Source organism: Herbaspirillum huttiense, from assembly GCF_047300815.1.
GTDB lineage: Bacteria > Pseudomonadota > Gammaproteobacteria > Burkholderiales > Burkholderiaceae_D > Herbaspirillum > Herbaspirillum huttiense_A.
Genome location: NZ_CP178608.1, coordinates 1,246,065 through 1,270,983, shown reverse-complemented (window position 1 = coordinate 1,270,983; position 24,919 = coordinate 1,246,065). Strand labels below are relative to the sequence as shown.

The 24,919-nt window shown below is 63.8% G+C and carries 19 protein-coding genes; 11 read left to right on the top strand and 8 right to left on the bottom strand.

Going from position 1 to position 24,919, the window contains the following annotated elements; all coding sequences use genetic code 11:
• Positions 1 to 11 precede the first annotated feature (11 nt).
• Entirely contained in the window at positions 12 to 2,261 is a 2,250-nt protein-coding gene (gene katG / locus ACLRDN_RS05870; RefSeq protein WP_413459362.1) for a catalase/peroxidase HPI, read from the bottom strand.
• 581 nt (positions 2,262 to 2,842) lie between these two features.
• Here katG and ACLRDN_RS05865 point away from each other — a divergent pair.
• Entirely contained in the window at positions 2,843 to 3,403 is a 561-nt protein-coding gene (locus ACLRDN_RS05865) for a DUF4337 domain-containing protein (protein ID WP_413459361.1), read from the top strand.
• 153 nt (positions 3,404 to 3,556) lie between these two features.
• Positions 3,557 to 4,495: a DMT family transporter gene (locus tag ACLRDN_RS05860; protein WP_413459360.1), complete on the top strand. Its 939-nt coding sequence runs from the start codon at positions 3,557 to 3,559 to the stop codon at positions 4,493 to 4,495.
• A gap of 18 nt (positions 4,496 to 4,513) precedes the next feature.
• Here ACLRDN_RS05860 and tcdA read toward each other — a convergent pair whose 3' ends face one another.
• The 4 genes from tcdA to yajC form a co-directional block, all read right to left on the bottom strand.
• Complete coding sequence (gene tcdA / locus ACLRDN_RS05855) at positions 4,514 to 5,362, bottom strand: tRNA cyclic N6-threonylcarbamoyladenosine(37) synthase TcdA (protein ID WP_413459359.1); 849 nt, start codon at positions 5,360 to 5,362, stop codon at positions 4,514 to 4,516.
• Positions 5,363 to 5,494: 132 nt separating this feature from the next.
• Positions 5,495 to 6,439 (bottom strand): protein translocase subunit SecF, encoded by a 945-nt coding sequence (gene secF, locus ACLRDN_RS05850; RefSeq protein ID WP_039788956.1) that lies wholly within the window; start codon positions 6,437 to 6,439, stop codon positions 5,495 to 5,497.
• A gap of 70 nt (positions 6,440 to 6,509) precedes the next feature.
• Complete coding sequence (gene secD, locus ACLRDN_RS05845) at positions 6,510 to 8,414, bottom strand: protein translocase subunit SecD (RefSeq protein ID WP_413459358.1); 1,905 nt, start codon at positions 8,412 to 8,414, stop codon at positions 6,510 to 6,512.
• 164 nt (positions 8,415 to 8,578) lie between these two features.
• Positions 8,579 to 8,911, bottom strand: coding sequence for a preprotein translocase subunit YajC (gene yajC / locus ACLRDN_RS05840; protein WP_039788960.1), 333 nt, complete (start codon positions 8,909 to 8,911; stop codon positions 8,579 to 8,581).
• Positions 8,912 to 9,177: 266 nt separating this feature from the next.
• Between yajC and chrA the strand changes: the two genes are divergently transcribed.
• Positions 9,178 to 10,419, top strand: coding sequence for a chromate efflux transporter (gene chrA / locus ACLRDN_RS05835; RefSeq protein WP_413459357.1), 1,242 nt, complete (start codon positions 9,178 to 9,180; stop codon positions 10,417 to 10,419).
• Positions 10,420 to 10,441: 22 nt separating this feature from the next.
• Here the strand turns inward: chrA and ACLRDN_RS05830 are convergent, their stop codons facing one another.
• Positions 10,442 to 10,741 carry a hypothetical protein gene (locus tag ACLRDN_RS05830; protein ID WP_413459356.1) on the bottom strand — a complete coding sequence of 100 codons (300 nt, stop codon included), beginning with the start codon at positions 10,739 to 10,741 and terminating at the stop codon, positions 10,442 to 10,444.
• 364 nt (positions 10,742 to 11,105) lie between these two features.
• Between ACLRDN_RS05830 and ACLRDN_RS05825 the strand changes: the two genes are divergently transcribed.
• The 6 genes from ACLRDN_RS05825 to ACLRDN_RS05800 all read left to right on the top strand — a co-directional run bounded on the left by ACLRDN_RS05825 (position 11,106) and on the right by ACLRDN_RS05800 (position 19,314).
• Positions 11,106 to 13,283: an ATP-binding protein gene (locus ACLRDN_RS05825; protein WP_413459355.1), complete on the top strand. Its 2,178-nt coding sequence runs from the start codon at positions 11,106 to 11,108 to the stop codon at positions 13,281 to 13,283.
• A complete protein-coding gene (locus tag ACLRDN_RS05820) occupies positions 13,280 to 14,317 on the top strand; it encodes an HD domain-containing phosphohydrolase (protein WP_413459354.1) in 1,038 nt (345 codons plus the stop codon). Before ACLRDN_RS05825 ends, ACLRDN_RS05820 begins: the two co-directional genes overlap by 4 nt.
• The gene (locus tag ACLRDN_RS05815) at positions 14,314 to 15,282 is read left to right on the top strand and encodes an HDOD domain-containing protein (RefSeq protein WP_413459353.1); all 969 of its coding nucleotides are present in this window, start codon (positions 14,314 to 14,316) and stop codon (positions 15,280 to 15,282) included. Before ACLRDN_RS05820 ends, ACLRDN_RS05815 begins: the two co-directional genes overlap by 4 nt.
• Complete coding sequence (locus ACLRDN_RS05810; protein ID WP_413459352.1) at positions 15,269 to 16,750, top strand: PAS domain-containing sensor histidine kinase; 1,482 nt, start codon at positions 15,269 to 15,271, stop codon at positions 16,748 to 16,750. Before ACLRDN_RS05815 ends, ACLRDN_RS05810 begins: the two co-directional genes overlap by 14 nt.
• Positions 16,751 to 16,881: 131 nt before the next feature.
• Entirely contained in the window at positions 16,882 to 17,493 is a 612-nt protein-coding gene (locus tag ACLRDN_RS05805) for a response regulator (RefSeq protein WP_413459351.1), read from the top strand.
• Between the two features lie 3 nt (positions 17,494 to 17,496).
• The gene (locus ACLRDN_RS05800; RefSeq protein WP_413459350.1) at positions 17,497 to 19,314 is read left to right on the top strand and encodes a hybrid sensor histidine kinase/response regulator; all 1,818 of its coding nucleotides are present in this window, start codon (positions 17,497 to 17,499) and stop codon (positions 19,312 to 19,314) included.
• 24 nt (positions 19,315 to 19,338) lie between these two features.
• Here the strand turns inward: ACLRDN_RS05800 and tgt are convergent, their stop codons facing one another.
• Both tgt and queA read right to left on the bottom strand, forming a co-directional pair.
• Complete coding sequence (tgt, locus tag ACLRDN_RS05795; protein WP_039788974.1) at positions 19,339 to 20,469, bottom strand: tRNA guanosine(34) transglycosylase Tgt; 1,131 nt, start codon at positions 20,467 to 20,469, stop codon at positions 19,339 to 19,341.
• Between the two features lie 26 nt (positions 20,470 to 20,495).
• Positions 20,496 to 21,512, bottom strand: coding sequence for a tRNA preQ1(34) S-adenosylmethionine ribosyltransferase-isomerase QueA (gene queA / locus ACLRDN_RS05790; RefSeq protein WP_413459349.1), 1,017 nt, complete (start codon positions 21,510 to 21,512; stop codon positions 20,496 to 20,498).
• A 223-nt stretch (positions 21,513 to 21,735) separates the two neighbouring features.
• Here queA and recG point away from each other — a divergent pair, with 223 nt between their 5' ends.
• Together recG and ACLRDN_RS05780 are read left to right on the top strand one after the other, a co-directional pair.
• On the top strand, positions 21,736 to 23,844 hold the full coding sequence (gene recG, locus ACLRDN_RS05785) for an ATP-dependent DNA helicase RecG (RefSeq protein WP_413460351.1): 2,109 nt from the start codon (positions 21,736 to 21,738) through the stop codon (positions 23,842 to 23,844).
• 281 nt (positions 23,845 to 24,125) lie between these two features.
• The gene (locus ACLRDN_RS05780) at positions 24,126 to 24,815 is read left to right on the top strand and encodes a tRNA-uridine aminocarboxypropyltransferase (protein WP_413459348.1); all 690 of its coding nucleotides are present in this window, start codon (positions 24,126 to 24,128) and stop codon (positions 24,813 to 24,815) included.
• Positions 24,816 to 24,919 lie beyond the last annotated feature (104 nt).

The window sequence follows — 24,919 nt, the reverse complement described above, 5'->3', positions numbered from 1 at the left end:
TGCGTTGCTGCTTACTTCTTCAGGTCATAGCGATCCAGATCCATCACCTTGACCCAGGCGGCCACGAAGTCCTTGACGAACTTTTCCTTGGCGTCCGCGCTGGCATAGACTTCAGCCAGGGCGCGCAGTACGGCGTTGGAACCGAACACCAGGTCCACGCGCGAGCCGGTCCACTTGACGGCACCGCTCTTGCGATCGCGGCCTTCGAACTCTTCCTGGGCGGGCGAGGTGGACTTCCACTCGGTGCCCATGTCCAGCAGGTTGACGAAGAAGTCATTGGACAGCACACCGACCTGGGAAGTAAACACACCCTTGGTGCTGCCACCGACCGTGTTGCCCAGCACGCGCAGGCCACCAACGAGGACCGTCATTTCCGGCGCGGTCAGGGTCAGTTGCTGGGCCTTGTCGATCAACATGTCTTCGGCACGCACTGCATAGCGCTGCTTCTGGAAGTTGCGGAAACCATCGACGATGGGTTCGAGCGGCTCGAAGGAAGCAACGTCGGTCTGCTCCTGCGACGCATCCACACGGCCTGCGCTGAAGGGCACAGTGACTGCTACGCCCGCAACCTTGGCGGCCTTTTCAACGGCTGCGCTGCCGGCCAGCACGATCAGGTCAGCCAGCGATACCTTCTTGGCACCCTGGTTGAACTCAGTCTGGAAACCTTCCAGTGCCTTCAATACCTTGGCCAGCTGGGCCGGCTGGTTGGCAGCCCAATCCTTCTGCGGCGCCAGGCGGATGCGCGCACCGTTGGCACCACCGCGCTTGTCGCCGCCACGGAAGGTGGAGGCCGAGGCCCAAGCGGTCGAGACCAGCTCGCTCACCGACAGGCCCGAGGCCAGGATCTTGCTCTTGAGGGCCGCCACATCGGCGGCTTCAATCGGTGCACCCTCTGCCTTGGGCAGCGGATCTTGCCAGATCAGTTCTTCGGCCGGCACTTCCGGGCCGAGGTAGCGCACGCGCGGGCCCAGGTCGCGGTGGGTCAGCTTGAACCAGACGCGGGCGAAGACATCGGCGAACTGGTCAGGATTTTCCAGGAAGCGGCGCGAAATCTTTTCGTAGGCCGGATCGAAGCGCAGCGCCAGGTCCGTGGTCAGCATCGTCGGGCGCTGCGGTGCACCGCCATGCGCATCCGGGATCACTGCCTCGGCGTCCTTGGCCACCCACTGGTGGGCGCCGGCCGGGCTCTTGGTCAGCTCCCATTCGTAGTTGAACAGGTTCTCGAAGAAATCGTTGCTCCACTGGACCGGTGTGCGGGTCCAGGTCACTTCCAGCCCGGAGCTGATGGTGTGGGCGCCGGCACCGCTGCCAAAGCTGCTCTTCCAGCCCAGGCCCAGGTTTTCCAGGTCGCTGCCTTCGGGCTCGCGGCCTACGTGCTTGGCATCGCCTGCGCCGTGCGCCTTGCCAAAGCTGTGGCCACCGGCGATCAGGGCCACGGTTTCTTCGTCATCCATCGCCATGCGGGCGAAAGTTTCGCGGATGTCATGGGCGGAGGCCACCGGATCGGGGTTGCCGTCCGGGCCTTCCGGGTTCACGTAGATCAGCCCCATCTGGACGGCGGCCAGCGGGTTTTCCAGATTGCGGCCGGCAGGGCCGGTGCGGCTCTGCTCGTTGCCATGGCGGTCGGCATCGGCGGTAATTTCGCCGTGGCTGGCGCCAGCCTTGCCCTTGCCGTAACGGTCGTCGCCACCCAGCCAGGTGGTTTCCGTACCCCAGTACACGTCCAGGTCCGGTTCCCACACGTCCTGGCGGCCGCCGGCAAAGCCGAAGGTCTTGAAGCCCATGGTTTCCAGCGCGACGTTGCCGGTCAGGATCAGCAGGTCGGCCCAGGAGATCTTGTTGCCGTATTTCTGCTTGACCGGCCACAGCAGGCGGCGCGCCTTGTCCAGGTTGACGTTGTCAGGCCAGCTGTTCAAGGGCGCGAAGCGCTGCTGGCCACGGCCGGCACCGCCACGGCCGTCGCCGATGCGATAGGTACCGGCACTGTGCCAGGCCATGCGGATGAACAGCGGACCATAGTGGCCGAAGTCGGCCGGCCACCAGTCCTGCGAATCGGTCATCACCTTGGCCAGGTCGGCCTTGACGGCGGCCAGGTCGAGGCTCTTGAAGGCTTCTGCGTAATCGAAATCCTCGCCCATGGGGTTGGACTTGGAAGAATGCTGGGCCAGCAGGTCCAGACGGAGCTGCTTGGGCCACCAGTCGCGGTTGCTGGTGCCGCCGCCGGCGGTATGGTTGAAGGGGCACTTGGCTTCATTCGACATTGCGTTCTCTCCTGTTGATCGACCCGATGGTCATGACGCCCGGACCGGGGGACGGGCATCGTGTGGCCACTCTCAGCCTGGCTGGCGAGTGGCGGCTTGATGATTCGGCATAGACTGACTGCGTTCTGCTACGGCGCCGTGACGCCGTGCTGCGGGGCCAGCCTTGCCTTGTCCCGGTCATGCTTGCGAAGAACCATTAATATAATTGATCGAAAACAATTATGTGATTGTCTTTTTGTATAACCCCTGTCAATAAATCCAATCCCGCACATTCAGAATTTGTGGCTCAACAGTGTAGCCAAAGGCAACCAGGCCTGCAGGAGCAGTGATCTGGCCAGGTCTCGGTACCTGGTCTCTCCTGTGTCGGCTACGGCCATTGGCGGGCAGCCTGTGAGGAAATGCGAATGTTTTACCCGAGAATCGTCCGTTGGGGCAATTATCCCTGAGGATAGGAAGCACTCGGCCTACGGGAAAAGACGAGTTTCATGATGATTCAGGTCAACCGATGTGCATGTGAACCGTTGTTGAAACGCTACCCGACAGCCGGGCCGGCCTCCTTTGCTCCCACACCAAAAACGATCATGACGGAAACCACCGAAAACCTGGAACACGCCGAGCACGCCCATGCCTCCGGCAACAAGAAGCTGGCCCTGCTCATTGCCATCCTGGCGCTGGTGCTGGCCATTACCGAAACCCTGTCCAAGTCGTACCAGACCGAAGTCATCCTGAAGCATCAGGAGGCCGCCAACCTGTGGTCCTTCTTCCAGGCCAAGTCGGTACGCGGCAATGCCGCGCAGCTGGCCAAGCAGCAACTGACCCTGCTGGGCAATCCCAAGGATGAACGCATCAGTGCGGCCGTGGCCAAGCTCGACGACGCCATCGCCCATTACGACAGCGACGAGAAGACCGGCGAAGGCAAGAAGGAGCTGTCCCACAAAGCGCGCGAAGCCGAGCATGAGGCCCATGCCTACATGGAGAAATACGAGAAGATGGAAATGGCCGCCGGCATGCTGCAAGTGGCCATCGTCCTGGCGTCGGCCACCATCATCACGGGCGTGGCCGTACTGGCCTACCTGTCGATGGGGATTGGCGTGGTGGCGCTGGCCTTTGTGGGTGCGGGCCTGTTCGGCACCGTCATCTGAGCTTCACGCTCGCTGCAGTCAAACGCCGGCTTCATGCCGGCGTTTTCGTTTCTCCCCCCGAAACCCACAAGAAAACCGTAGCCTGCAACAATCCTTCCCGCGCCGGCTGGGGCATACTGCCCCCCTTTGCAACATGGCTGGCTTTGATTTCCGATGAGTTCCAACACGATCCTGCAAGGCATTTTCTATGGCGCGCTGGCCGGTGCCGCCTGGGGCCTGGTGTTCCTGGCACCTGAACTGACGCGCGCTTTCTCGCCCTGGCAACTGACGGCCGGGCGCTATCTGGCCTATGGACTGTTCGCCGCGCTCTTGATCGCGCCGCGCATCAAGAAGCTGCTGCCGCACCTGGGCCGTGCCGAATGGCGCGCGCTGGTGTGGCTGAGCCTGTTGGGCAATGTGGTGTATTACGTGTTCCTGGCCAGTGCCGTGCAACTGGGCGGCATGGCGATGACCTCGCTGGTGATCGGCTTCCTGCCGGTGGCGGTGAGCATCATCGGCAGCCGCGGCCATGGCGCGGTCTCGCTGCGCAAGCTGGCGCCGTCGCTGGCCCTGGGTCTGGCGGGGATTGCCTGCGTGGCCTGGCAGTCGCTGTCCGGGTCGGCTGGAGGCGATATGAAGCAAAGTGTCATCGGCTTCTTCTGCGCCCTGGCCGCATTGGTCTCCTGGACCACCTATGCGGTGGGCAACAGCCGCTGGCTGGCGCGCCTGCATGAAGTTTCTGCGCATGACTGGAATTTGCTGATCGGCGTGGTCACGGGGCTGCTGTCGCTGTTCATCGCAGTACCCGCCTTCACGGTAATGCTGCAGCCGCATCCGGGCAGCCAGTGGATGCATTTCGTGGCGGTATCGGCGGGGGTGGCGATCTTTGCCTCTCTGTTCGGCAATGCCTGCTGGAACAAGGCCAGCCGCCTGCTGCCGCTGACCATGATCGGGCAGATGATCCTCTTCGAGACCCTCTTCGCCCTGCTCTACGGCTTCCTGTGGGAACAGCGCTGGCCGACCCTGCTGGAGATCGCGGCCATGGTGCTGGTCACCCTCAGCGTGCTGCTGTGCGTCTCCGCGCACCGGGTCGATGAGGGCGGCGGGCACTGAGGCCCGGCCTCCCCCGGCTTAGCCGGCCTTTTCGGCCAGCTTCTTCAAGACATGCGCTGCAGCCACCAGGCCAAAGGTGGCCGTGACCACCATGGCCGAGCCGAAGCCGGCGCAGTTCAATCCTGTCAGGCCAGCTTGCGTGCTGTCAGCGGCATCCTCGCCCACATCCAGGTCTTCTGCCGGCGCAATCTCGCAGGCGTCGCCCTCGGCCAGTTCCGGGAAACGCAGCGGTTCGGTGGAGAACACGGCGTCAATGTGGAATTTGTTCTTGGTCCCGCGCGGGAAACCATGCTGTGAACGCAGGCGCTTGCGCACCTTGGCCAGCAGCGGTTCCTGCTCGGTGCGGCACAGGTCGCGGATCTCGATCCGGGTCGGATCGATCTGCCCGCCGGCGCTGCCGATGGTGACCATGGGCATGCCGTTCTTGCGGCACCAGGCGATCATGGCGACCTTGGCCGGGACGTTGTCGATGGCGTCGATGACGTAATCGAAACGGCCAACGCCCAGCATCTGCTCGACATTCTCCGGATCGACGAAATCCTCCACCTCGGTGACCACGCAGGTCGGATTGATCTGCCGGATGCGCTCATGCAGGGCCGTCACCTTGGCCTGTCCCAGCGTGCCGGTGAGCGCATGGATCTGGCGATTGACATTCGATTCAGCCAGGTTGTCCAGGTCGATCAGGGTCAGGTGGCCGATGGCGCTGCGGGCCAGCGCCTCGACGATCCAGGAGCCCACACCGCCGACGCCGACCACGCACACGCGCGCCTGGCCGAAGCGTTGCAGGGCTGCCGCACCGTACAGGCGGGCCACGCCGCCGAAGCGGCGTTCATAGTCGATATCGTTCAGATCGATGGATGCAGTCATGATGAAAAAGGGGAATGCAGTGATGCGCTGTCGTGAAGATCAGCATTATCCCGCCTTTGCGGGCCTTTCATGAGAAAGGGCCGCTGCGTGAACGCGGCGGCCCTCCCTGTGCAACGCAGGTGAATCTGGAAATCAGACCACTGCGCCGCCGTTCTCGTCCTTGACCTTGACCGGCTTGATCAGGTCTTCGCGCTTCACGCCCAGCCACATGGCCAGGGCGGCGGCAACGAACACCGAAGAATAAATACCGAACAGGATGCCGATGGTCAGCGCCAGCGCGAAATAGTGCAGCGTCGGGCCGCCGAAGAAGAACATCGCCAGCACCATCATTTCGGTGCTGCCGTGGGTGATCACGGTACGCGACATGGTGCTGGTGATCGCGTGGTTCAGCACTTCGGGCGCGGAGAGCTTGCCGAAGCGGCGATCCCGGAAGGCCTCGCGCACCCGGTCGAACACCACCACCGATTCGTTGACCGAGTAACCCAGCACGGCCAGGATGGCGGCCAGCACGGTCAGCGAGAATTCCCACTGGAAGAAGGCGAAGAAGCCCAGGATGATGATGATGTCGTGCAGGTTGGCGATCACCGCCGCCACCGCGAACTTCCACTCGAAGCGGAAGGCCAGGTAGATCACGATGCCCAGCACCACCATGCCCAGGGCCAGCAGACCATCATGGGCCAATTCGTCACCCACCTGGGGGCCGACGAATTCCACGCGCTGCAGGCGCACGTCCGGATCCTCGGCCTTCAGGGCCGCATTGACCTTCTCGCTCTGCTGGCTGGCGTTCACGCCGGCTTGGGCAGGCAGGCGGATCATGACGTCCTGGGCGGTGCCGAAGCTTTGCACCAGGGTGTCACGATAACCCAGTCCTTCGATGGACTTGCGGATCTTCTCCAGGTCGGCCGGCTTGTTGTAGGCCACTTCCATGACCGTACCGCCGGTGAATTCGATGGAGAAGTGCAATCCCTTGGAGAACAGGAAGAACACCGCGGCCACGAAGGTCAGCGCCGAGATCGCATTGAAGATCAGGGCATGACGCATGAAGGGAATATCTTTTTTGATGCGGAAAAATTCCATCACTATCCTTTCGGTGCCGGCGCCGCCTTTGGCAGGGCGCCCGGCTCAAATCTGGCTGTGCTGCTGATGATTACTTGGCGTCGCGCTTGGCGGCAGCCTTGCCGGAGGTCGAGAGCACGTCGCCCTCGGGCTTCCAGATCTGGCCGATGGCCAGGCCCGTCAGGCGCTTCTTGCGGCCATACCAGAGGTTGACCACGCCGCGCGAGAAGAACACGGCCGAGAACATCGAGGTCAGGATGCCCAGGCAGTGCACCACGGCGAAGCCGCGAATGGCGCCCGAACCAAAGATCAGCAACGCCAGGCCGGCGATCAGGGTGGTCACGTTGGAGTCCAGGATGGTCGCCCACGCACGGTCGAAACCGGCAGCGATCGCTGCCTGCGGCGAATTGCCCGCGCGCAGTTCTTCACGGATGCGTTCGTTGATGAGCACGTTGGAGTCGATCGCCATACCGAGTGCCAGCGCAATGGCGGCAATACCCGGCAGGGTCAGCGTGACCTGCAGCGTGGACAGCAAGGCCACCAGCAGCAGCACGTTCACCGACAGCGCCAGGGCGCTGAAGAAACCGAACAGCTGGTAGTAGATCACCATGAAGACGGCCATGGCCAGGAAGCCATACAGCACCGAATCAAAGCCCTTCTTGATGTTGTCGGCACCCAGTTGCGGGCCGATGGTGCGTTCTTCGATGATGTCCATCGGTGCGGCCAGCGAACCGGCGCGCAGCAGCAGGGCCAGGTCGCTGGCCGCTTCGGGCGAACCCATGCCGGTGATCTGGAAGCGCGAACCCAGTTCGGAACGGATCGTGGCCACGGTCAGGACTTCGCCCTTGCCCTTTTCGAACAGGACGATGGCCATGGCCTTGCCGACCTTGTCACGGGTGGCTTCACGCATCTTGCGGCCGCCGTCGCCGTTGAGATCGATACTCACCGCCGGCTGGTGGTTTTCATCGAAGCTGGCCGAGGCGTTGGAGATGTAGTCGCCGGTCAACACCGGTTCCTTGTTCAGGACCACCGGTGCGCCCTTGCCGATCTTGAACAGTTCGGAGCCGAAGGGGATGGCCGAGGTTTCTTCGGTGCCGCGCACCACGCTTTCATCGACCATGCGCACTTCCAGAGTGGCGGTACGGCCGATGATGTCCTTGGCGCGCGAGACGTCCTGCACGCCCGGCAGCTCGACCACGATGCGGTCGGCGCCCTGGCGCTGGATCAGCGGCTCGGCCACGCCCAGTTCGTTGACGCGCTTGGACAGGGTGCTGATGTTCTGCTTGACGCCGTCTTCCTGGGTCTGCTTCAGGGCTTCCGGACGCAATGTCGCGATGAGCTTCAAGTCATCGCCGCTGCCGGCGTCGGTGAGCACCATTTCCTGCAGTTCGCCCAGGGCGGCGCGCGCCTTGTTGCGGGTATCGGCATCGCGGAAGGAAACCTCGATGCTGTCGCCGGAGCGGTTGATGCCGCTGTGGCGGATGTTCTTGTCACGCAGCAGGCTGCGTACGCTGGCTTGCATGCCTTGCAGGCGCTTGTTCAGGACCGCCTTGATGTCGACCTGCATCAGGAAGTGCACGCCGCCGCGCAAGTCCAGGCCCAGGTACATCGGGAAGGCGTGCAGGCTTTGCAGCCATTGCGGGGTATTGGGCAGCAGGTTGAAGGCGACGATGTAGGTCGGGTCGCTGGGGTCGGTATTGAGTTCTTTCTCCAGCAGGGCCTTGGCCTTGAACTGAATGTCGGTGGTGGCAAAGCGGGCGCGCACCGACGGCTGCGAACCGGCATTGTCGAACGCCACGCTCTCTGCGCCGAGATTGCCTTGTTTCAGGATCTGATCGACACGGCCGGCCACGGCAGGCTCGACCTTCAGGGTCGACTTGGCACTGCTGATCTGCACCGCGGGGGATTCGCCGAAGAAGTTCGGGACGGTATAGATCACGCCGAACAGCAGGGCCAGGACGATCAGTGCGTATTTCCAGAGAGAGTAACGATTCATGGTCTTGTGCTTCTTGCTTGCGGGAGAGGGAGGCAGGGACCTGCCGCCCTGTTCAGAACCGGCGCCAGGAACCGGAAGTTTCTGCGCGCCGTTCTAACGACATGGGCGCATCAGTGATGCGCCCATGGGTTCGCCGGTTCTGGCCGGCCAACCGGTGAGGCCGATTACAGGCCCTTGATGGTGCCCTTGGGCAGCAAGGTGGTGACAGCGCCCTTTTGCACGATGACTTCGGTGCCTTCGGAGACTTCGATGGTGATGTAGCCATCGGCCACCTTGGTGATGCGGCCCAGCAGACCACCGGAGGTGACCACTTCGTCGCCCTTGCCCAGTGCGTCCATCATGGCTTTCTGTTCTTTCTGACGCTTCATCTGCGGGCGGATCATCAGGAAGTACAGGACCACGAACATCAGGATGATCGGCAGGAAACTGGCCAGATTGCCCATCACGCCACCAGGGGCTGCTGCGGCCGTTTGCGCGTATGCGTCGGAAATAAACACGTGAGGCTCCAATGTTGATTGAAAAATAGCCCTGCATTCTAGCACTGCGCAGGCACCAAACCGCCAAATCGGGATGCATTGCCGCAGATCAAGGGGGAACCGGGCAAAATCGGGCTTTTTTGTCACCTGCGGCGACAGAAAAATCGCTGCGCCCCCCATGAAATGGGAGGGCGCATGAAAAAAGCTTCATTTCGCCCCCAAGCCGCCACTAATATAGGCGGCGCGCTGCCCCCCTGCCCCGCGCGCCCAATCCGATCCGACACCGCATGCCAGCTTCCCCCGCTCCTGAATCCGCCGCCACTGTCTTGCCTACCGCCCCGCGCCAGCCGGCGTGGGCGATTTTTCTGGTCTTCCTGCGGCTGGGGCTGACCTCCTTTGGCGGGCCGGCCGCCCATCTGGGCTATTTCCGCCATGAATTCGTAGCGCGGCGGCGCTGGCTGTCCGAACAGACCTATGCCGACCTGGTGGCCATGTGCCAGTTCCTGCCCGGCCCCTCCAGCAGCCAGGTCGGGCTGGCCATCGGCCTGATCCGGGGCGGCTATCGCGGTGCGCTGGCGGCCTGGCTGGGCTTTACGCTGCCCTCGGCGCTGCTGCTGATGGTGGCGGCCTTGTCGGTGCTGGAGGATGCACACTGGCTCTCCGGCGAGGTGGTGCACGGCTTGAAGATCGTGGCCGTGGCCATCGTGGCGCAGGCCGTGTGGGGGATGGCGCAGACGCTGTGCCGTGGCCCGGTGCGCCTGGCCATCATGGCGCTGGCCGCACTGGCGGCCTGGCAGCTGCAGGGCAGCCTGGTGCAGCTGGGGGTGATCGTGGCCGCCGGCCTGGCCGGACGGCTGCTGCTGCACGGCCCGCAGGTCGCGCTGCAGGAACATCTGCCGCTGGTGGTCAGCCGCCGCACGGGGCGCGCCTGCCTGCTGCTGTTCTTCGTCCTGCTGGCGGGCATTCCGCTGCTGGCCGCAGTCTATCCGGCGGCGTGGCTGCAGCAGATCAACATCTTCTATCGCGTCGGCTCTCTGGTCTTCGGCGGCGGCCATGTGGTGCTGCCCTTGTTGCAGGCCGAACTGGTGCCCACGGGTTGGGTGAACAAGGACGTCTTCCTGGCCGGTTATGGCGCGGCCCAGGCCATCCCCGGCCCGCTCTTCACGCTGGCGGCTTATCTGGGGGTGGTGATGGCCGCCTGGCCCAATGGCGTGGCCGGTGGCCTGCTGTGCCTGCTGGCCATCTTTGCGCCGTCCTTCCTGCTGGTGACCGGGCTGTTGCCGTTCTGGGATGGCGTGCGCCGCCAGGGGGCGATGCAGGCGGTACTGGCGGGCGTCAATGCCGCAGTGGTGGGATTGCTGCTGGCGGCGCTCTACCAGCCGGTGTGGACCAGCGCCATCTTCAGCGTACGTGACCTGCTCATCGCCGGGGTGGCCTTCGCGGCACTGGTCTGGCGCAAGTGGCCGTCTTGGGCGGTAGTGCTGCTGGCTGTGCTGGCGGCCTCGCTGACTTCGCTGGCGGGCCTGTGAGAGCAGCCGCTACTCGTCCGTTTCAGTAGACCACCACCACCGAACGCTCCTGCTGGTTCACCAGCAGCAAGGCACGGCCGTCGGGACTGCCCGCTGCCACCGCACCGCAGGTGTTGGAAACGGCAGCGATGCCATTGATGACGTTGACCACCACATTGCAGCGCGTGGCCACCAGTACCGAGATGGCCAGCCTGGCCGTGGTTGCCGCGTGCAGGTGCGGCCAGCCCCAGCAGCCCAGCGTCAGCAGAAGCAACGCAGCGATCGCGCGCAGCAGATCAGGGCGGGCTAGCCGGGTGCGCACCGCGCAGAGAGGGGTATTCATCTTGCAGGCTCCTTTGATGTTGGCCACTGCATATTTTTTGCGTACTGTCACTATAAATAAATTAATCGAATAAATCAATAAACTTAATTTAAACAGTAAAAATAATAATATTGCTCGCACTGGCAAATATAAAAACGCTTGGATTGTCCTCTGTATATTTATCAAAACCCGATATTGCTTAAGAAACAACTCCGTTTTCTGCCGTATTTTGACCACAGACGTGCGGAATCTTCAGAAGCAAATAAAACAGTTTTAGCGATTTCCTTGTCGATTCGTTATAATTGATTTCAATCATGACGCCGGCGCTTTCCTTGCGCTAGCGTGCAGATCAACCGGAGTCGGGAATGATGGAGACAAATTCGTGATGCCAGGCCACACCCCAAGCCAGACGCAGCAACACCGGCGCGACGGGCGCCTGCTGCTCGCGCTGGCCGAGGCCGGCTTTGCCGTACTGACGGTGGCCGCGCTGTGGCAGACCGACCTGCCCGCCTGGCTGATCCTGGGGTTGCTGGCGCTGTGGCTGGTGCGCGCGCTGATCCTGATGCGCCTGCTGCGCGACAACCAGCGCGCTGCACGCAGCCTGGTACTGGCCAAGGAGGCAGCCGACCAGGCCATGCTCACGCGCGGCGCCTTCCTCTCCACCATGAGCCATGAAATCCGCACCCCCATGAATGCGGTGCTGGGCATGGCCGGCCTGTTGCGCAGCACGCGCCTGGATACGCAGCAGGCCGAGTTCGCCAAGGCGATCGAGGATTCGGCCCATGCCTTGCTGGGCATCGTCAATGACGTCCTGGATTTTTCCAAGATCGACGTCGGCAAGATGGATATCGCCGTGGTCGAGTTCGATCTGCTGGAAGTGGTGGAGGCCAGCGCCGAAGCGCTCTCCTTCAAGGCCCGCGAGAAACACGTGCGCTTGCTGGCCCATGTCGATCCGCGCCTGCCGCTGCGGCTGCTGGGCGACCCCGGCCGCATCCGCCAGATCCTCCTGAACCTGCTGGGCAATGCGCTCAAGTTCACCCATGTGGGTGAAGTGCTGCTGCGCGTACAGGCGCTGCACGTCTCCGGGGACCACTGCCGGGTGCATTTCGAGGTCCGCGACAGTGGCATCGGCATGGATGACGATACGCTGCGCCGGCTGTTTTCCCCGTTTTCACAGGCCGACAATTCGGTCACGCGCCAGTACGGCGGCACCGGCCTGGGCCTGTCGATCTGCAGGCGACTGGTCGAACTGATGGGCGGCCAGATCGGGGTGGAGAGCACGCCCGGCAACGGTTCCTGCTTCTGGTTCGAGCTGGGCATTCCCGTGGCGCAACCTGCGCAGTTCGCCACAAGTGCGCATGCAGCCAAAAAACGACAGGTGGCCCTGCTCGAAACGCATGACGCCAGTGCCGCCATGCTGCACGAATACCTGCGCGCGGCCGGAGTGGAGACGGTGCGCTACAGCAGCGCCAGCGATGCCCTGGCGGCCCTCACCGGCCCGGCGGCCACGGCCAGCGGCATCGATACCCTCATCGTCAGCAGCGAGATCCGCGATGTGCCGCCGGCGGCGGTGCTGGCGCGCATGCACGCCGAGAGACCGGCAGTCACGTGCGTGCTGCTTGACCACGGCGTACACGGCCTTAATATAGACGGAGCATCAACTTCGGCAGCACTGCAGTTGCCGCTGCGCAAGCAACAGCTGCTGCGTGCGGTCCATCTCCTGCCGGCGGAGAAGGCAGCGGTGCCAACAGAGGCCCCCTCCATTCGCCTGGTCAGGGGGCCCTCGCAGAAGGAGAAAAAGGGGCAGCAGGAACAGTACGGACTCCTGCTGGTGGAAGACAACGTAATGAACCAGAAGGTGGCGGTGTACCAGCTCAATGCCATGGGCTACGCGGTCGATATCGCCTCCAACGGTGCGGAGGCGCTGGAAAAGCTGGCGCAGCGCACTTATGCGCTGATCCTGATGGATTGCCAGATGCCGGTGCTCGATGGCTACGAAACCACGCGCCGCATCCGGCGCCTGCAGGGCGAGCTGGCCCATACCCCCATCGTCGCGATGACCGCCAATGCCATGGCCGGCGACCGCGAACAATGCCTGGAGGCGGGTATGGACGACTATCTGACCAAGCCCTTGCTGCGCTCGCAACTGGCGGCGATGCTGGAGCACTACCTGCCGGCCGCACAGCCTGAGCAAGGCGCTGCCGACGCAGCGCCGGTGGTGCTCGACGAGAGCCGCCTGCAGGAACTCTTCGGCGACGACACCGCGTTGGCTGGCGAAATGCTGGACATGTTCCTCGAGCACACCACGCCGGTGATGGACGAACTGGCGCGGCACTGCCAGGCCGCTGATCCGCTGCTGGGAGAGATCCAGGCACTGGGCCACCGGCTGGCGGGCAGTTGCCTGAACCTAGGCATCCAGGCGCTGGGCGAGACGGGGCGACAGATGGAAATCGCGGCGCGCCAGGGTGACCTGGCCCAAGTCCGCACGCTGGCCGAGGAGTGCGCACGCGCCTTCGCGGCCCTGCGAGAACACATACAAGAGAGGGGCCGGGGGAACACATGAAAATTCTGATCGTCGACGACGACAAGACCAATCTGTCGCTATTCACGCACATGCTGGCGCAACTGCCGGACACCAGCATCAGCACCTGCCCGGACGCCTTTGAAGCGCTGGACTGGTGTGGCAGCCACGATCCCGACCTGATCCTGCTGGACTACATGATGCCGGGCATGGATGGCCTGGATTTCCTCTCGCGTTTTCGCGCCATGCCGGGCCAGGAAATGACGCCGGTCATCATGATCACCGCCGACATGGGCCTGCAGGTACGCCACAAGGCGCTGCAGATGACGGCCAATGACTTTCTCTCCAAACCGGTGAACCGGGTGGAATTGCTGGCGCGCGTAAAGAACATGCTGGCCATGCGCAAGTCGCAGCTGGCCATGAGCCAGAAGATCGAGGACCTCTCTGAAGAAGTGGAACAGAAGGAGCAGCAGAGCAGCAGCCTGGCGCTCCATTCAGTGGACCTGCTCTCGCGCGCGGCCGGCTACCGGGATCCGGAGACCGGCGAACACCTGGTGCGCATGTCCAACTACACCCGCATCATCGCCGCCCGTCTGGGCTTGCCCAAGGAGGAGCAGGACCTGCTGCTGGCCGCCTCCCCCATGCATGACATCGGCAAGATGGGCATTCCCGACCACATCCTGCTCAAGCCCGGACGGCTGGACGAGGAAGAACTGAAGGTCATGCGGCTGCACGCCCAGATCGGTGCCGACATCCTGCGCGCAAGCCCGTCAGCACTGCTGCAGACAGCCTCCCGGATCGCCGAGACCCATCACGAAAAATGGGATGGCAGCGGCTATCCCAACGCGCTCAAGGGTGAAGATATCCCGCTCTATGGGCGCATCGTGGCGGTGGCCGACGTGTTCGACGCGCTGACCTCCTCGCGTCCTTACAAAAAAGGCTGGAGCCTGGAAGACGCCGCCCATTATCTGCGAGACAATGCTGGCAGCCACTTCGATCCACGCTGTGTAGAGGCCTTCTTTGCCGGATGGGAGGAAGTGGTCGATATCTACAACCGCAACCAGGACAGCAAATGATGCTTACCTTTGTTGAACCCACCCTGTTCGAGAAGCTCAGGAGCGCACAAGCCCTGCCCTCGCCAGGTGGGGTGCGCCTGACCATCATGCGCATGTGTGCGCAGGATGATCCCGACATGCATGAACTGATCCATCTGGTGCAGGGCGACCCGGCCCTGTCCGGACGCATCATCCGCATCGTCAACGTACTCAATGCCGACCGCGTGCGCCCGATCGCCTCGGTCAGCATGGACAGCATGCTGCTGGTCGGCCTGCAAGCCGTGCGCCAGCTTGCCCTGGCGCTGTCGCTGGCGGAGACCACCGCTCCCGCCTCCTGCGTGAATTTCAAGCTGCCGGCCTTCTGGGCGCACAGCTTCGCCATGGCCTGCAGCGCCCAGGCCATCAGCAGCCACACGCGCGTGGCGCCCCTGGGGGAAATGTTCACCACGGGTCTGTTGGCCAACATCGGCCGGCTGACCCTGGCCTCGGCCCATCCGGCCGGCTATTCGTCTCTGCTCACGCGCCCTCTGGAGCCTTCGGGTCAACTGGCGATGGAACAGTCGCTGTTCGGCTTCAACCACCTCAACATCGCGGCGGCCCTGATGCAGGACTGGAAGATTCCGGAACTCTTCTGCGACGCCGTGCTGCACTACGAAGCCCCCCCCGTGCCGCAAGAATGGCCGGTGCCGCGTCCGCTGGAAATCATCTGGACCCTGTACCTCTCGGCAGCCATGGCCGAGCTAGGCTGCGGTACGCCCCAGATGGCCGAGGCCGCCCTGCCCAAGATCGCCCGGGCGCTGCCGCACCTGCAACTGGCGCCGCATGATTTTCCCGAGCTCTATCAGGTGGCCGGCGAAGACTGGCAGGACTGGACCCAGACCATGCACCTGAGCGCCAGGAGCCTGTGGCAAGGCCTGCCGCCCCAGGTCCACGACAGACTGCTGCGCCTGCAAGAGGCGGTCGGCGACAGCGATGCAGCAACTTGAACAACTGCTGCTCAGCGAAGCACCCGATGCCTATGTCCTGATGGACATGCAGGGCGGGGTGGTCTACTGGAATCGCTGCGCCGAACAGATCTTCGGTTACGCCGCCCAAGAGGTGCTGGGCCAGCATCTCTCGGATTTCATCGTGCCGCCTGAGCGGCGCACCGAGGAAGAACGGGTCTTCGCCGATACGGTGGCGCTGGGCCATGCCGAATGCCAGTCCATCCGCCGCCGCAAGGATGGCTCGCTGCTGCATCTCTCGGTCTCCAACAAGCTGTTGCGCGATGAACGCGGCCAGCCGCAATACGTACTTTCCTGCAAGCGTGACATCAGCCAGGCCACCGTGCTGCGCGACATCAGCCTGATCGCCGCCAGTGTGCACGGGCTTTACGATTCGCTGCCCGACGGCATCCTCGTGGTCAACGCATTGGATCGCGTGGTGCTGGTCAATCGCCGCGCGGGCGAACTCTTCGGCTGGGAAGTGGCCGACCTGACGGGGCGCGCCATCGATGTCCTGATTCCGCAGCGCTTCCTGGCCATGCATGCGCAGAACCTGGCCAACTATCTGTCGGGCCGGGCCGGGCCGGCCAGCAATACCACCCCTGACCTGTGCGGCATGAAACGCGATGGCAGCGAATTCCCGGTCGACGTGAGCCTGAGCCCGCTGGTCATCGAGGGTGAAACCTTCCTCATGATCGCCGTGCGCGACATCAGCGACCGCAAGCGCATCGAGCAGGACCTGGCCGAGAAGAACCGTGCCTTGCTGGAGGCCGTGGAGTCGCGCAACCGCTTCCTGGCCAACACTTCGCACGAGCTGCGCACGCCCTTGAACGCCATCCTGGGCTTTACCGAGATCCTGCTCACGCGCATGGGCGGGCCGCTGACCGCCGACCAGGAGCAGCAGCTGCAGACGGTGCACGACAGCGCCCAGCACTTGCTGGGGCTCATCACCAGCCTGCTGGATGTCTCGCGCATGGAAGCCGAGGAACAAGACCTGATCCCGGAAGCCGTACTCTGCTCGGAACTGATCGAGGAGGCGGTGGCGGTACTGCGTCCGGCGGCGGTCAAGAAGGGCTTGCAACTGGTCCTGGCACCCTATGTGGGCGAAGTGCGGATCCATGCCAACCGCCGCGCCCTGGCGCAAATCCTGCTGAACCTGGTGAGCAACGCCATCAAGTTCACCGAGCAAGGCCAGGTACAGGTCAAGCTGCGCCAGCAGCACCGGGGCGAGCGCCTCACCAGCTGGATCGATGTGACCGATACCGGCTGCGGCATCAGCGAGCAGGACCAGCAGAAGCTCTTCCGGGCTTTTACCCAGCTCGATGCCACCGCCTCGCGCAAGCATGAGGGCATGGGCCAGGGCCTGTACCTGAGCCAGAAGCTGGCTCACCTGATGGGGGGCACCATCTCCGTGCAAAGCCGTCCCGGCGCGGGCAGCCGCTTTACGCTCTGCCTCGAAGAAGGCGCCTGAAGCAGCAGCACCTGCCAGCTCATCGCAGCGTGCGCCCTTGCCCCACAACAGCGTAGAATCGCGGCACAACAAAAACAGTTTCCGAAAGCCGCTGACGATTGTGCGGATGCGGCTTCGGGAGGGATTCCAAGATGCCGAGTTCACGTCTGCTGATCATCGACGATCACGCACTCTTTCGTTGCGGCCTGCGGCTGGTGCTGCAGGCCGCCTTGCCACACGCCAACATCGCCGAGGCCGCCTCGCTGGAGGACGCCATGCGCCTGGACGACGGCCAGGCCCCCGGCATGGTGCTGCTGGATATCCAGCTGGGCGGGCTCAATGGCATCGACGGCATGTCGGTGCTGGCACGCAAGTGGCCGCAGGTCCCCGTCATCATCCTCTCGGCTGACGATACCGACGAGACCGTGCGCGAAGCCACCCGGCGCGGGGCGGCCGCCTTCGTCTCCAAGGCTGCCACGGCCGAGCATATCCTGCAGGTCTTGCTGGACGTGGCCGGTGGAGGGCATGCGATGACGGCGCCTGCGGTGGCGGCCGACGCGGCCGGCAAACCCCAGTTCACGCCGCGCCAGTACGAGGTCCTGGGCCTGCTCAGCCAGGGCCTGACCAACAAGGCCATCGGGCGCCGCCTGAACCTGTCCGAAAACACCATCCGAGGCCATGTTCAGGCCATCCTGCTGGCCCTGGATGTGGACAACCGGGCCGAAGCCGCCTTCGCCGCACGCCGGCGCGGGCTGGTGAGCTAGCGCATGAAAGCCGGCGCGGCGCTACAGGGCGCGGCGGTCCACACGGTGGCTGCAGACACGCTGCATCGCGTGCGGGTCGAACAGGTTCGCCTCTTGTGCGGCAACCTGGGCAGCTCAGTCTTGCCCGGCATCCTGGTGGCGCTGCTGGTGGCCTATGCCTTGCGCAGCAGCGCCGGACTGTGGCCGCTGCTGGGCTGGGCCGGCGTGGTGATCGCCTCCAAACTGTTCGACTACGCCGATGCCCGGCGCATGCTGCGCATGGAGATCACTCCGGCCAATATCGGCCAGGTCACGCGCCGCCTGGTGCTGCTGCATGGCATCGATGGTGCCGCCTGGGGCCTGCTGGCCCCGCTGGCGCTGGACACCGCCAGCCCCGGCGGCAGCATCCTGCTCATTGGCGTGCTGGCCGGGGTGGCCGGCAACTCCATGTCCATCCTCTCGCCGGTGATGCCGGCCTTCGTTTCCTTCTGCCTGGTGGAGCTGGGCATGCTGGCGGCCAGCGCCTGGCATACGCACGAAAATGCGCTGCAAGTGCTGGCCGTGGCCGCCCTGCTCTACGTGGCTTCGCTGCTGGTCCAGGCGCGCAACAGCGCGCGCGCGGCGCGTGCGGCCATCATGCTGCGCTTCGAGAACAATGCCCTCATCGAGCGCCTGCAGCGCGAATCCGAAAAGACCCAGCAAGCCCTGCAGCAGGCCGAACAGGCCAATGCCGCCAAATCGCGTTTCCTGGCCGGGGCCAGCCACGATCTGCGGCAACCGATCCATGCCCAGGGTCTGTTCCTCGAAGTGCTGTCCAATACGCCGCTCGATCCGATGCAGCGCGAAGTGGTCGGCCGCCTGCGCAGTGCCGCCGACAATTGCGCCGACATGCTGCACACGCTACTGGATTACTCCCGCATCGAAGCGGGCGTGGTGACGCCTCAGGTCGCGCCTTTCCGTGTACAGGCACTGCTCCATCGCATCAGCCGCGAGATGGCCGCGCAGGCCGAGGCCAAGGGCCTGGTCTTCCGCACCAGGGAAAGCCAGGCCGTGGCCAGTGCCGACGCCGGGCTGACCGAACTGATCTTGCGCAACCTGGTGTCCAACGCGATCCGCTACACCGAGCGGGGCGGCATCCTGATGGCCTGCCGCCATCGCGGCGACCAGGTGTGGCTGGAGGTGTGGGATACCGGTATCGGAATCGCGCCCGAACAGCAGCAGGAAATCTTCAGAGAGTTCCACCAGCTGGGCAATCCGGAACGCGATCACAACAAGGGCATGGGGCTGGGACTGGCCATTGCCGAGGGATTGGCGAAGATGCAGGGCTTGCAGCTCACGGTGCAGTCGCAGCCAGGACGCGGGAGCGTCTTCAAGCTGCGGCTGCCTGCAGCGGTGATGCCGCAGATGGCGCCAGCGGCCACGCCGGCAGCGGCGCTGACGGCACAGCGCGACTTGCACGGCCTGCGCATCCTCTTGATCGATGACGACCAGCGGGTACGCGACAGCATGGCGCAACTATTGGGCCAATGGGGCTGCCATTGCATCGACGTGGAAGGATTGGAAGATGCCCGGACCCTGGCGCGCACCCAGGATTTCGACGTGGTCATCAGCGACTACCGCCTGCGTGCGCACCGCAATGGCACCGAGGCCATCGCAGCAGTGCGGCATGCCAGCCGGCGCCATGTCGGTGCGCTGCTCATCACGGGCGACACGGCGCCGGCCAGGCTGCGCGAAGCCATCGAGAGCGGCATTCCCATGCTGCACAAGCCGGTGGCGCCGTCCCAATTGTGGGATGCACTGCTGCGACTGGCGCCCGCTGCGCAGGGAGCGCAGCCGCACTGATGCAGCAGCACCGGCCGCCGCGTATCAGTCCACGCCGCGTGCGCGGTCTTCCTTGAATTTCTTGACGAAGTCCTGGAAGGTGCCGGCGTCGATGGCGTCGCGCATCTCCTGCATCAGCTGCAGGTAGTAGTGCAGGTTGTGCACGGTGTTCATGCGGGCACCCAGGATTTCACCGGCGCGATGCAGGTGGTGCAGGTAGGCGCGCGAGAAGTTCTTGCAGGCGTAGCAGTCGCAGCTCTCGTCGAAGGGACGGTCGTCGTTCTTGTACTTGGCGTTCTTGATCTTGACGTCGCCATAGCGCGTGAAGATCCAGCCATTGCGCGCATTGCGGGTCGGCATGACGCAGTCGAACATGTCCACGCCGTTGGAGACGCCTTCCACCAGGTCTTCCGGCGTACCCACGCCCATCAGGTAGTGCGGCTTGTCGGCCGGCAGGCGCGGGCCGACATGTTCCAGCACACGCATCATGTCTTCCTTGGGCTCGCCCACCGACAAGCCGCCGATGGCGAAACCATCGAAGCCCAGTTCTTCCAGGCCAGCCAGCGATTCATCGCGCAGGCCTTCGAACATGCCGCCCTGGACGATGCCGAAGAGCGCGTTCGGATTTTCGCCGCGATCGAATTCATCCTTGGAACGCTTGGCCCAGCGCAGCGACATGCGCATGGATTTGCCGGCTTCTTCACGCGTCGCGGGACGGCCATCGATCTCGTAGGGCGTGCATTCGTCGAACTGCATGACGATGTCCGAATTGAGCACGCGCTGGATCTGCATGGAGATTTCCGGCGAGAGGAACAGGCGGTCACCGTTGATGGGTGAAGCAAAGTGCACGCCCTCTTCCGTGATCTTGCGCATCTCGCCCAGCGAAAACACCTGGAAGCCGCCAGAGTCGGTCAGGATGGGCTTGTCCCAGCCGATGAACTTGTGCAGCCCACCAAACTTGCTGACCACCTCCAGCCCCGGGCGCAGCCACAGGTGAAAGGTATTGCCGAGGATGATCTGGGCGTTGATTTCCTTCAGTTCCAGCGGCGACATGGCCTTGACCGAACCGTAGGTGCCCACCGGCATGAAGATGGGCGTCTCGACGGTGCCATGGTTCAGTTTGACGCGGCCGCGGCGGGCCTTTCCGTCGGTTTTCAGCAGGGTGAATTCCAGCATGCGGTTCTCTGTTCTCTCGGGGTTTCTCAGGTACGGGTCAGCAGCATGGCATCGCCATAGCTGAAGAAACGGTATTGCTGTGCAATGGCGTGCGCATAGGCCGCGCGAATATTTTCATAGCCGGCAAAGGCCGACACCAGCATCAGCAGGGTCGACTTGGGCAGGTGGAAGTTGGTCACCAGCTGGTCGACGGTCTTGAAGGTGTAACCGGGCGTGATGAAGAGTTGCGTGTCATCGCTGCCAGCCTTGAGCTCACCGCTCTGCGAGCCGGACTCCAGGGCGCGCATGCTGGTGGTCCCCACCGCGATGACACGGCCCCCGGCGGCCTTGGTGGCGCGCACGGCCTCTACCGTCTCGGGCGAGATGGTGTACCACTCGCTGTGCATCTTGTGCTGCGACAGGTCTTCCACCCGCACCGGCTGGAAGGTACCGGCACCCACGTGCAGGGTGACGAAGGCTTGCTTGACGCCACGGGCGGCCAGTTGCTGCAGCAGGGCTTCATCGAAGTGCAGGCCGGCGGTCGGCGCGGCAACTGCGCCGGGTTCCTTGGCGTAGACGGTCTGGTAGCGCGTTTCGTCATAGGCATCGGCCTCGTGGTCGATGTAGGGCGGCAGTGGCAGGCTGCCGTATTGCTCCAGCAGTTCGAAGGCATCGGCGGGGAAATGCAGGGTGAAGAACTCGCCGAAACGTTCACCTACGGTGACATCGAAGGCATCGGCCAGTCGGATGCGGGTGCCTGGCGGCGGCGACTTCGAAGCGCGCACCTGGGCATGGACGGTGCGCGGATTGAGAATGCGCTCGACCAAGGCCTCGATCTTGCCGCCGGTTTCCTTCACCCCGAACAGGCGCGCCTTGATGACGCGGGTATCGTTGAAGACCAGCAGGTCGCCGGGCTGCAACAGCTCGACGATGTCGGCAAAGCGGCGGTCGGTCAGTTGCGCCCCCTGCACCTGCAGCAGGCGCGAAGCGCTGCGCTCGGCCAGCGGGGTCTGGGCGATGAGCTCGGAGGGGAGCTCGAAATCGAAGTCGGATAATGAGTACATGCGAGAGTACAGGCTTGCAAAATAATGATGGAGGCGATGCGCGCGGCGGCGGCAGACGGGCTGGCACCGGGCGTTCCCGGGCAAGAACTGTTGCCGGCGGGATTGATACTGTAAATATTCACAGTAAAATAGCGTAACCCGCTATTTTACGCTGTCTGCGCGTTTTTCCCATATGCGCTTGCGGCTAACCACTATGGCCCTCCGTCCAACCAACGCCGACCGCATGCCCGCTACCGCGAAGAAAAACAGCCCGCCGGCCTCGAAGAAAAAGGCCGCACCCGCCTCCAAGGCCGCCGCCAAGCCCGAAAACAAGCTGGCCAAGCTGGGCCTGCACAATGACATGGACCTGGTGCTGCACCTGCCGCTGCGCTATGAGGATGAAACCACCCTCATGAGCATCGCCGAGGCCTCCATGCGGGGGCTGCAGACGGTGCAGGTCGAAGGCGTGGTCACTGCCTGCGACGTGCAGTTCCGCCCGCGCCGGCAGTTGATCGTCACAGTGGGCGACGACAGCGGGCAACTGACCCTGCGCTTCATCAATTTCTACGGCAGCCAGACCAAGCAGCTGGCCGAAGGCACCCGGGTGCGGGTGCGCGGGGAGTTGCGGCATGGTTTCTTCGGCGCCGAGATGGTCCATCCCTCTTACAAGGTGGTCAACGAAGGCGCGCCGCTGCCCGATGTCCTCACGCCCGTCTATCCGGCTGGCGAAGGGCTCTCCCAGGCCTATCTGCGCAAGGCCATCGCCAATGCCATGAGCCGGCTGGACTGGAGCGATACGCTGCCGCCTTCGATGCTGGAGACCCTGAACCTGGCCGGCTTCGAGCCGTCGGTGCGGCTGCTGCACAATCCGCCGCCGGACGTGGACGAACATGCCTTGATCGAACGTTCCCATCCTGCCTGGATCCGCATGAAGTTCGATGAATTGCTGGCCCAGCAGCTCTCGCTCAAGCGCGCCCAGGCCGCGCGCCGGGCCAAGACCTCGCGCGCCTTGCCCATCACCGGGCGCATCACCGAGGAACTGACCAAGATCCTGCCCTTCCAGCTGACGGGCGCCCAGCAGCGCGTACTGGAGGAGATCCGCGCCGACCTGCGCCAGTCCTTCCCCATGCAGCGCCTGCTGCAGGGCGATGTCGGCAGCGGCAAGACGGTGGTGGCCGCGCTGGCGGCGGCCCAGGCCATCGACAGCGGCTGCCAGGCGGTGCTGATGGCACCGACCGAAATCCTGGCCGAACAGCATTTCCGCAAGATCGCGGCCTGGATGGAGCCACTCAATGTCGGCGTGGCCTGGCTCTCCGGCAGCCAGAAGAAAAAGGAAAAGACCGAAGCGCTGGCCCACATCGAATCCGGTGCGGCGCGCCTGGTCATCGGAACCCATGCGCTGATCCAGGACACGGTGCAATTCGAGAACCTCGGCCTGGTGATCGTCGATGAGCAACACCGCTTCGGCGTGGGCCAGCGCCTGGCCCTGCGCAACAAGAGCTTCAATCCGGCCGACCGCGAAGCGGCTGCCGTGCCGCACCAGCTGATGATGTCGGCCACCCCCATTCCGCGCACGTTGGCGATGACTTATTACGCCGATCTCGAAGTCTCGGTGATCGATGAATTGCCGCCGGGCCGCTCGCCCATCGTCACCCGCGTGATCGACCAGAACCGCCGCGATGAAGTCATCGAACGGGTGCATGCGGCGGCGCTGGAAGGCAAGCAGATCTACTGGGTCTGCCCGCTCATCGAGGAATCCGAGGCCTTGCAGTTGCAGACTGCGACCGACACTCATGCCGCCCTCTCGGCCGCCCTGCCGGACCTGCAGATCGGCCTGGTACACGGCCGCATGAAACCGGTGGAAAAACAGATCGTCATGGAAGGCTTCAGCCGGGGTGCCATCCACCTGCTGGTGGCGACCACTGTCATCGAAGTCGGGGTGGACGTGCCCAATGCATCGCTGATGGTGATCGAACATGCCGAGCGTTTCGGCCTGTCGCAGCTGCACCAGTTGCGCGGACGCGTGGGCCGGGGCTCGGCGGCCAGCGTGTGCCTGCTGCTGTACCAGGGGCCGCTGGGCGGCACCGCCAAGCAGCGCCTGGCGACCATGCGCGAGACGACCGATGGCTTCGAGATCGCACGACGCGACCTCGATATTCGCGGGCCGGGCGAGTTCCTCGGCGCAAGACAGTCCGGTGAGGCCATGCTGCGTTTCGCCGATCTGGCCACCGACCAGTGGCTGGTGGAAAAAGCGCGCGATACGGCCCAGGCACTGCTGCAACATGCCCCCGACATCGTGGATCGCCATCTGGCCCGCTGGCTCGGTGGACGGGAAGATTTCCTGAAAGTATGACCTGCCCACCTGGGCAGCAGCCGCCACCAGCAAAGCTTTCCAGCATCTCTCACGTGGCGGGCCAGTGCAAGGGCTGCAAACCCAAATCGGCAAAATGCCAACCAGATTTCCGCAAAAATCGAGAATTTCTTCGCTTTATGTCGATTGACTGGCAGCAGTACTGAGTCCAATCTACGGCCCACGAAGAACGGGATCACGAAGGGGTGCGCGGCGCACGCCGGTTTGCGGCCGCCTTCCCGTTCTGCAAGGTGACCATCGCTAACTACAGAAGGCTGAACATTTTGGTTTCCAACCACGATCAACAATTGGCCCGCAGATTGCTCTGCCCCATCTGCCAGAGGGCACTGACAGCATGCATCTGCCACTGGACCTCCCCCATCGATCACGCAGTCGATGTGCTGATCCTGCAGCACCCGCTCGAAGTCAACAATGCAAAGAACAGCGTTCGGCTACTGCACCTGAGCCTGCCCTACAGCAAGCTGGCGGTCGGCTCGGCCTTCGATCCCGAAGAATTGCAGGCGATGCTGCACGCGCCGTCCCGCCTGCGCAACGTGCCTCCCGGTGAGACAGTGCACCCGGTGCTGCTGTACACGGATGACGTCTGTACCCCCGAGACGCGCTATTTCGATGCGCGCACCATGTTGGTGGACAAGAAGGAGCTGCTCAAGCGCATCCGCCTGGTGATCATCGATGGCACCTGGCGCAAGAGCCGCAAGATGCTCTTCGAAAATCCGATCCTGCAAACCCTGCCGCGCATGATGCTCATCGACACGCCGACATCGCGCTACACCATCCGCAAGTCGCACAAGCCCGAGCAACTGGCCACCCTGGAGGCGACCGGCTATGCGCTCATGCAACTGGAACGCAACAGCGAGAAATACCATCCCCTGCTGACGGCCTTCGACAACTTCGTGCTGCAACAAGGCTATATGCGCATGCATGGCCAGGCCACGCGGCGCAGCGACAAGTAGCAGGCAGTGCCGCAGCCTGCGCCGGGAACCAAACCCGGCCGCCGCTGACCAAACCCATCCGGCCGCTGCGTGCGGCCGTTCTTGTTCAGGTGGCGCGGCAATGC

Bases quoted from the DNA above. Each gene is read 5' to 3' on its own strand.
- katG (WP_413459362.1), bottom strand. From the start codon at position 2,261: ATGTCGAATGAAGCCAAGTGCCCCTTCAACCATACCGCCGGCGGCGGC.
- ACLRDN_RS05865 (WP_413459361.1), top strand. From the start codon at position 2,843: ATGACGGAAACCACCGAAAACCTGGAACACGCCGAGCACGCCCATGCC.
- ACLRDN_RS05860 (WP_413459360.1), top strand. From the start codon at position 3,557: ATGAGTTCCAACACGATCCTGCAAGGCATTTTCTATGGCGCGCTGGCC.
- tcdA (WP_413459359.1), bottom strand. From the start codon at position 5,362: ATGACTGCATCCATCGATCTGAACGATATCGACTATGAACGCCGCTTC.
- secF (WP_039788956.1), bottom strand. From the start codon at position 6,439: ATGGAATTTTTCCGCATCAAAAAAGATATTCCCTTCATGCGTCATGCC.
- secD (WP_413459358.1), bottom strand. From the start codon at position 8,414: ATGAATCGTTACTCTCTCTGGAAATACGCACTGATCGTCCTGGCCCTG.
- chrA (WP_413459357.1), top strand. From the start codon at position 9,178: ATGCCAGCTTCCCCCGCTCCTGAATCCGCCGCCACTGTCTTGCCTACC.
- ACLRDN_RS05830 (WP_413459356.1), bottom strand. From the start codon at position 10,741: ATGAATACCCCTCTCTGCGCGGTGCGCACCCGGCTAGCCCGCCCTGAT.
- ACLRDN_RS05825 (WP_413459355.1), top strand. From the start codon at position 11,106: ATGCCAGGCCACACCCCAAGCCAGACGCAGCAACACCGGCGCGACGGG.
- ACLRDN_RS05820 (WP_413459354.1), top strand. From the start codon at position 13,280: ATGAAAATTCTGATCGTCGACGACGACAAGACCAATCTGTCGCTATTC.
- ACLRDN_RS05815 (WP_413459353.1), top strand. From the start codon at position 14,314: ATGATGCTTACCTTTGTTGAACCCACCCTGTTCGAGAAGCTCAGGAGC.
- ACLRDN_RS05810 (WP_413459352.1), top strand. From the start codon at position 15,269: ATGCAGCAACTTGAACAACTGCTGCTCAGCGAAGCACCCGATGCCTAT.
- ACLRDN_RS05805 (WP_413459351.1), top strand. From the start codon at position 16,882: ATGCCGAGTTCACGTCTGCTGATCATCGACGATCACGCACTCTTTCGT.
- ACLRDN_RS05800 (WP_413459350.1), top strand. From the start codon at position 17,497: ATGAAAGCCGGCGCGGCGCTACAGGGCGCGGCGGTCCACACGGTGGCT.
- tgt (WP_039788974.1), bottom strand. From the start codon at position 20,469: ATGCTGGAATTCACCCTGCTGAAAACCGACGGAAAGGCCCGCCGCGGC.
- queA (WP_413459349.1), bottom strand. From the start codon at position 21,512: ATGTACTCATTATCCGACTTCGATTTCGAGCTCCCCTCCGAGCTCATC.
- recG (WP_413460351.1), top strand. From the start codon at position 21,736: ATGCCCGCTACCGCGAAGAAAAACAGCCCGCCGGCCTCGAAGAAAAAG.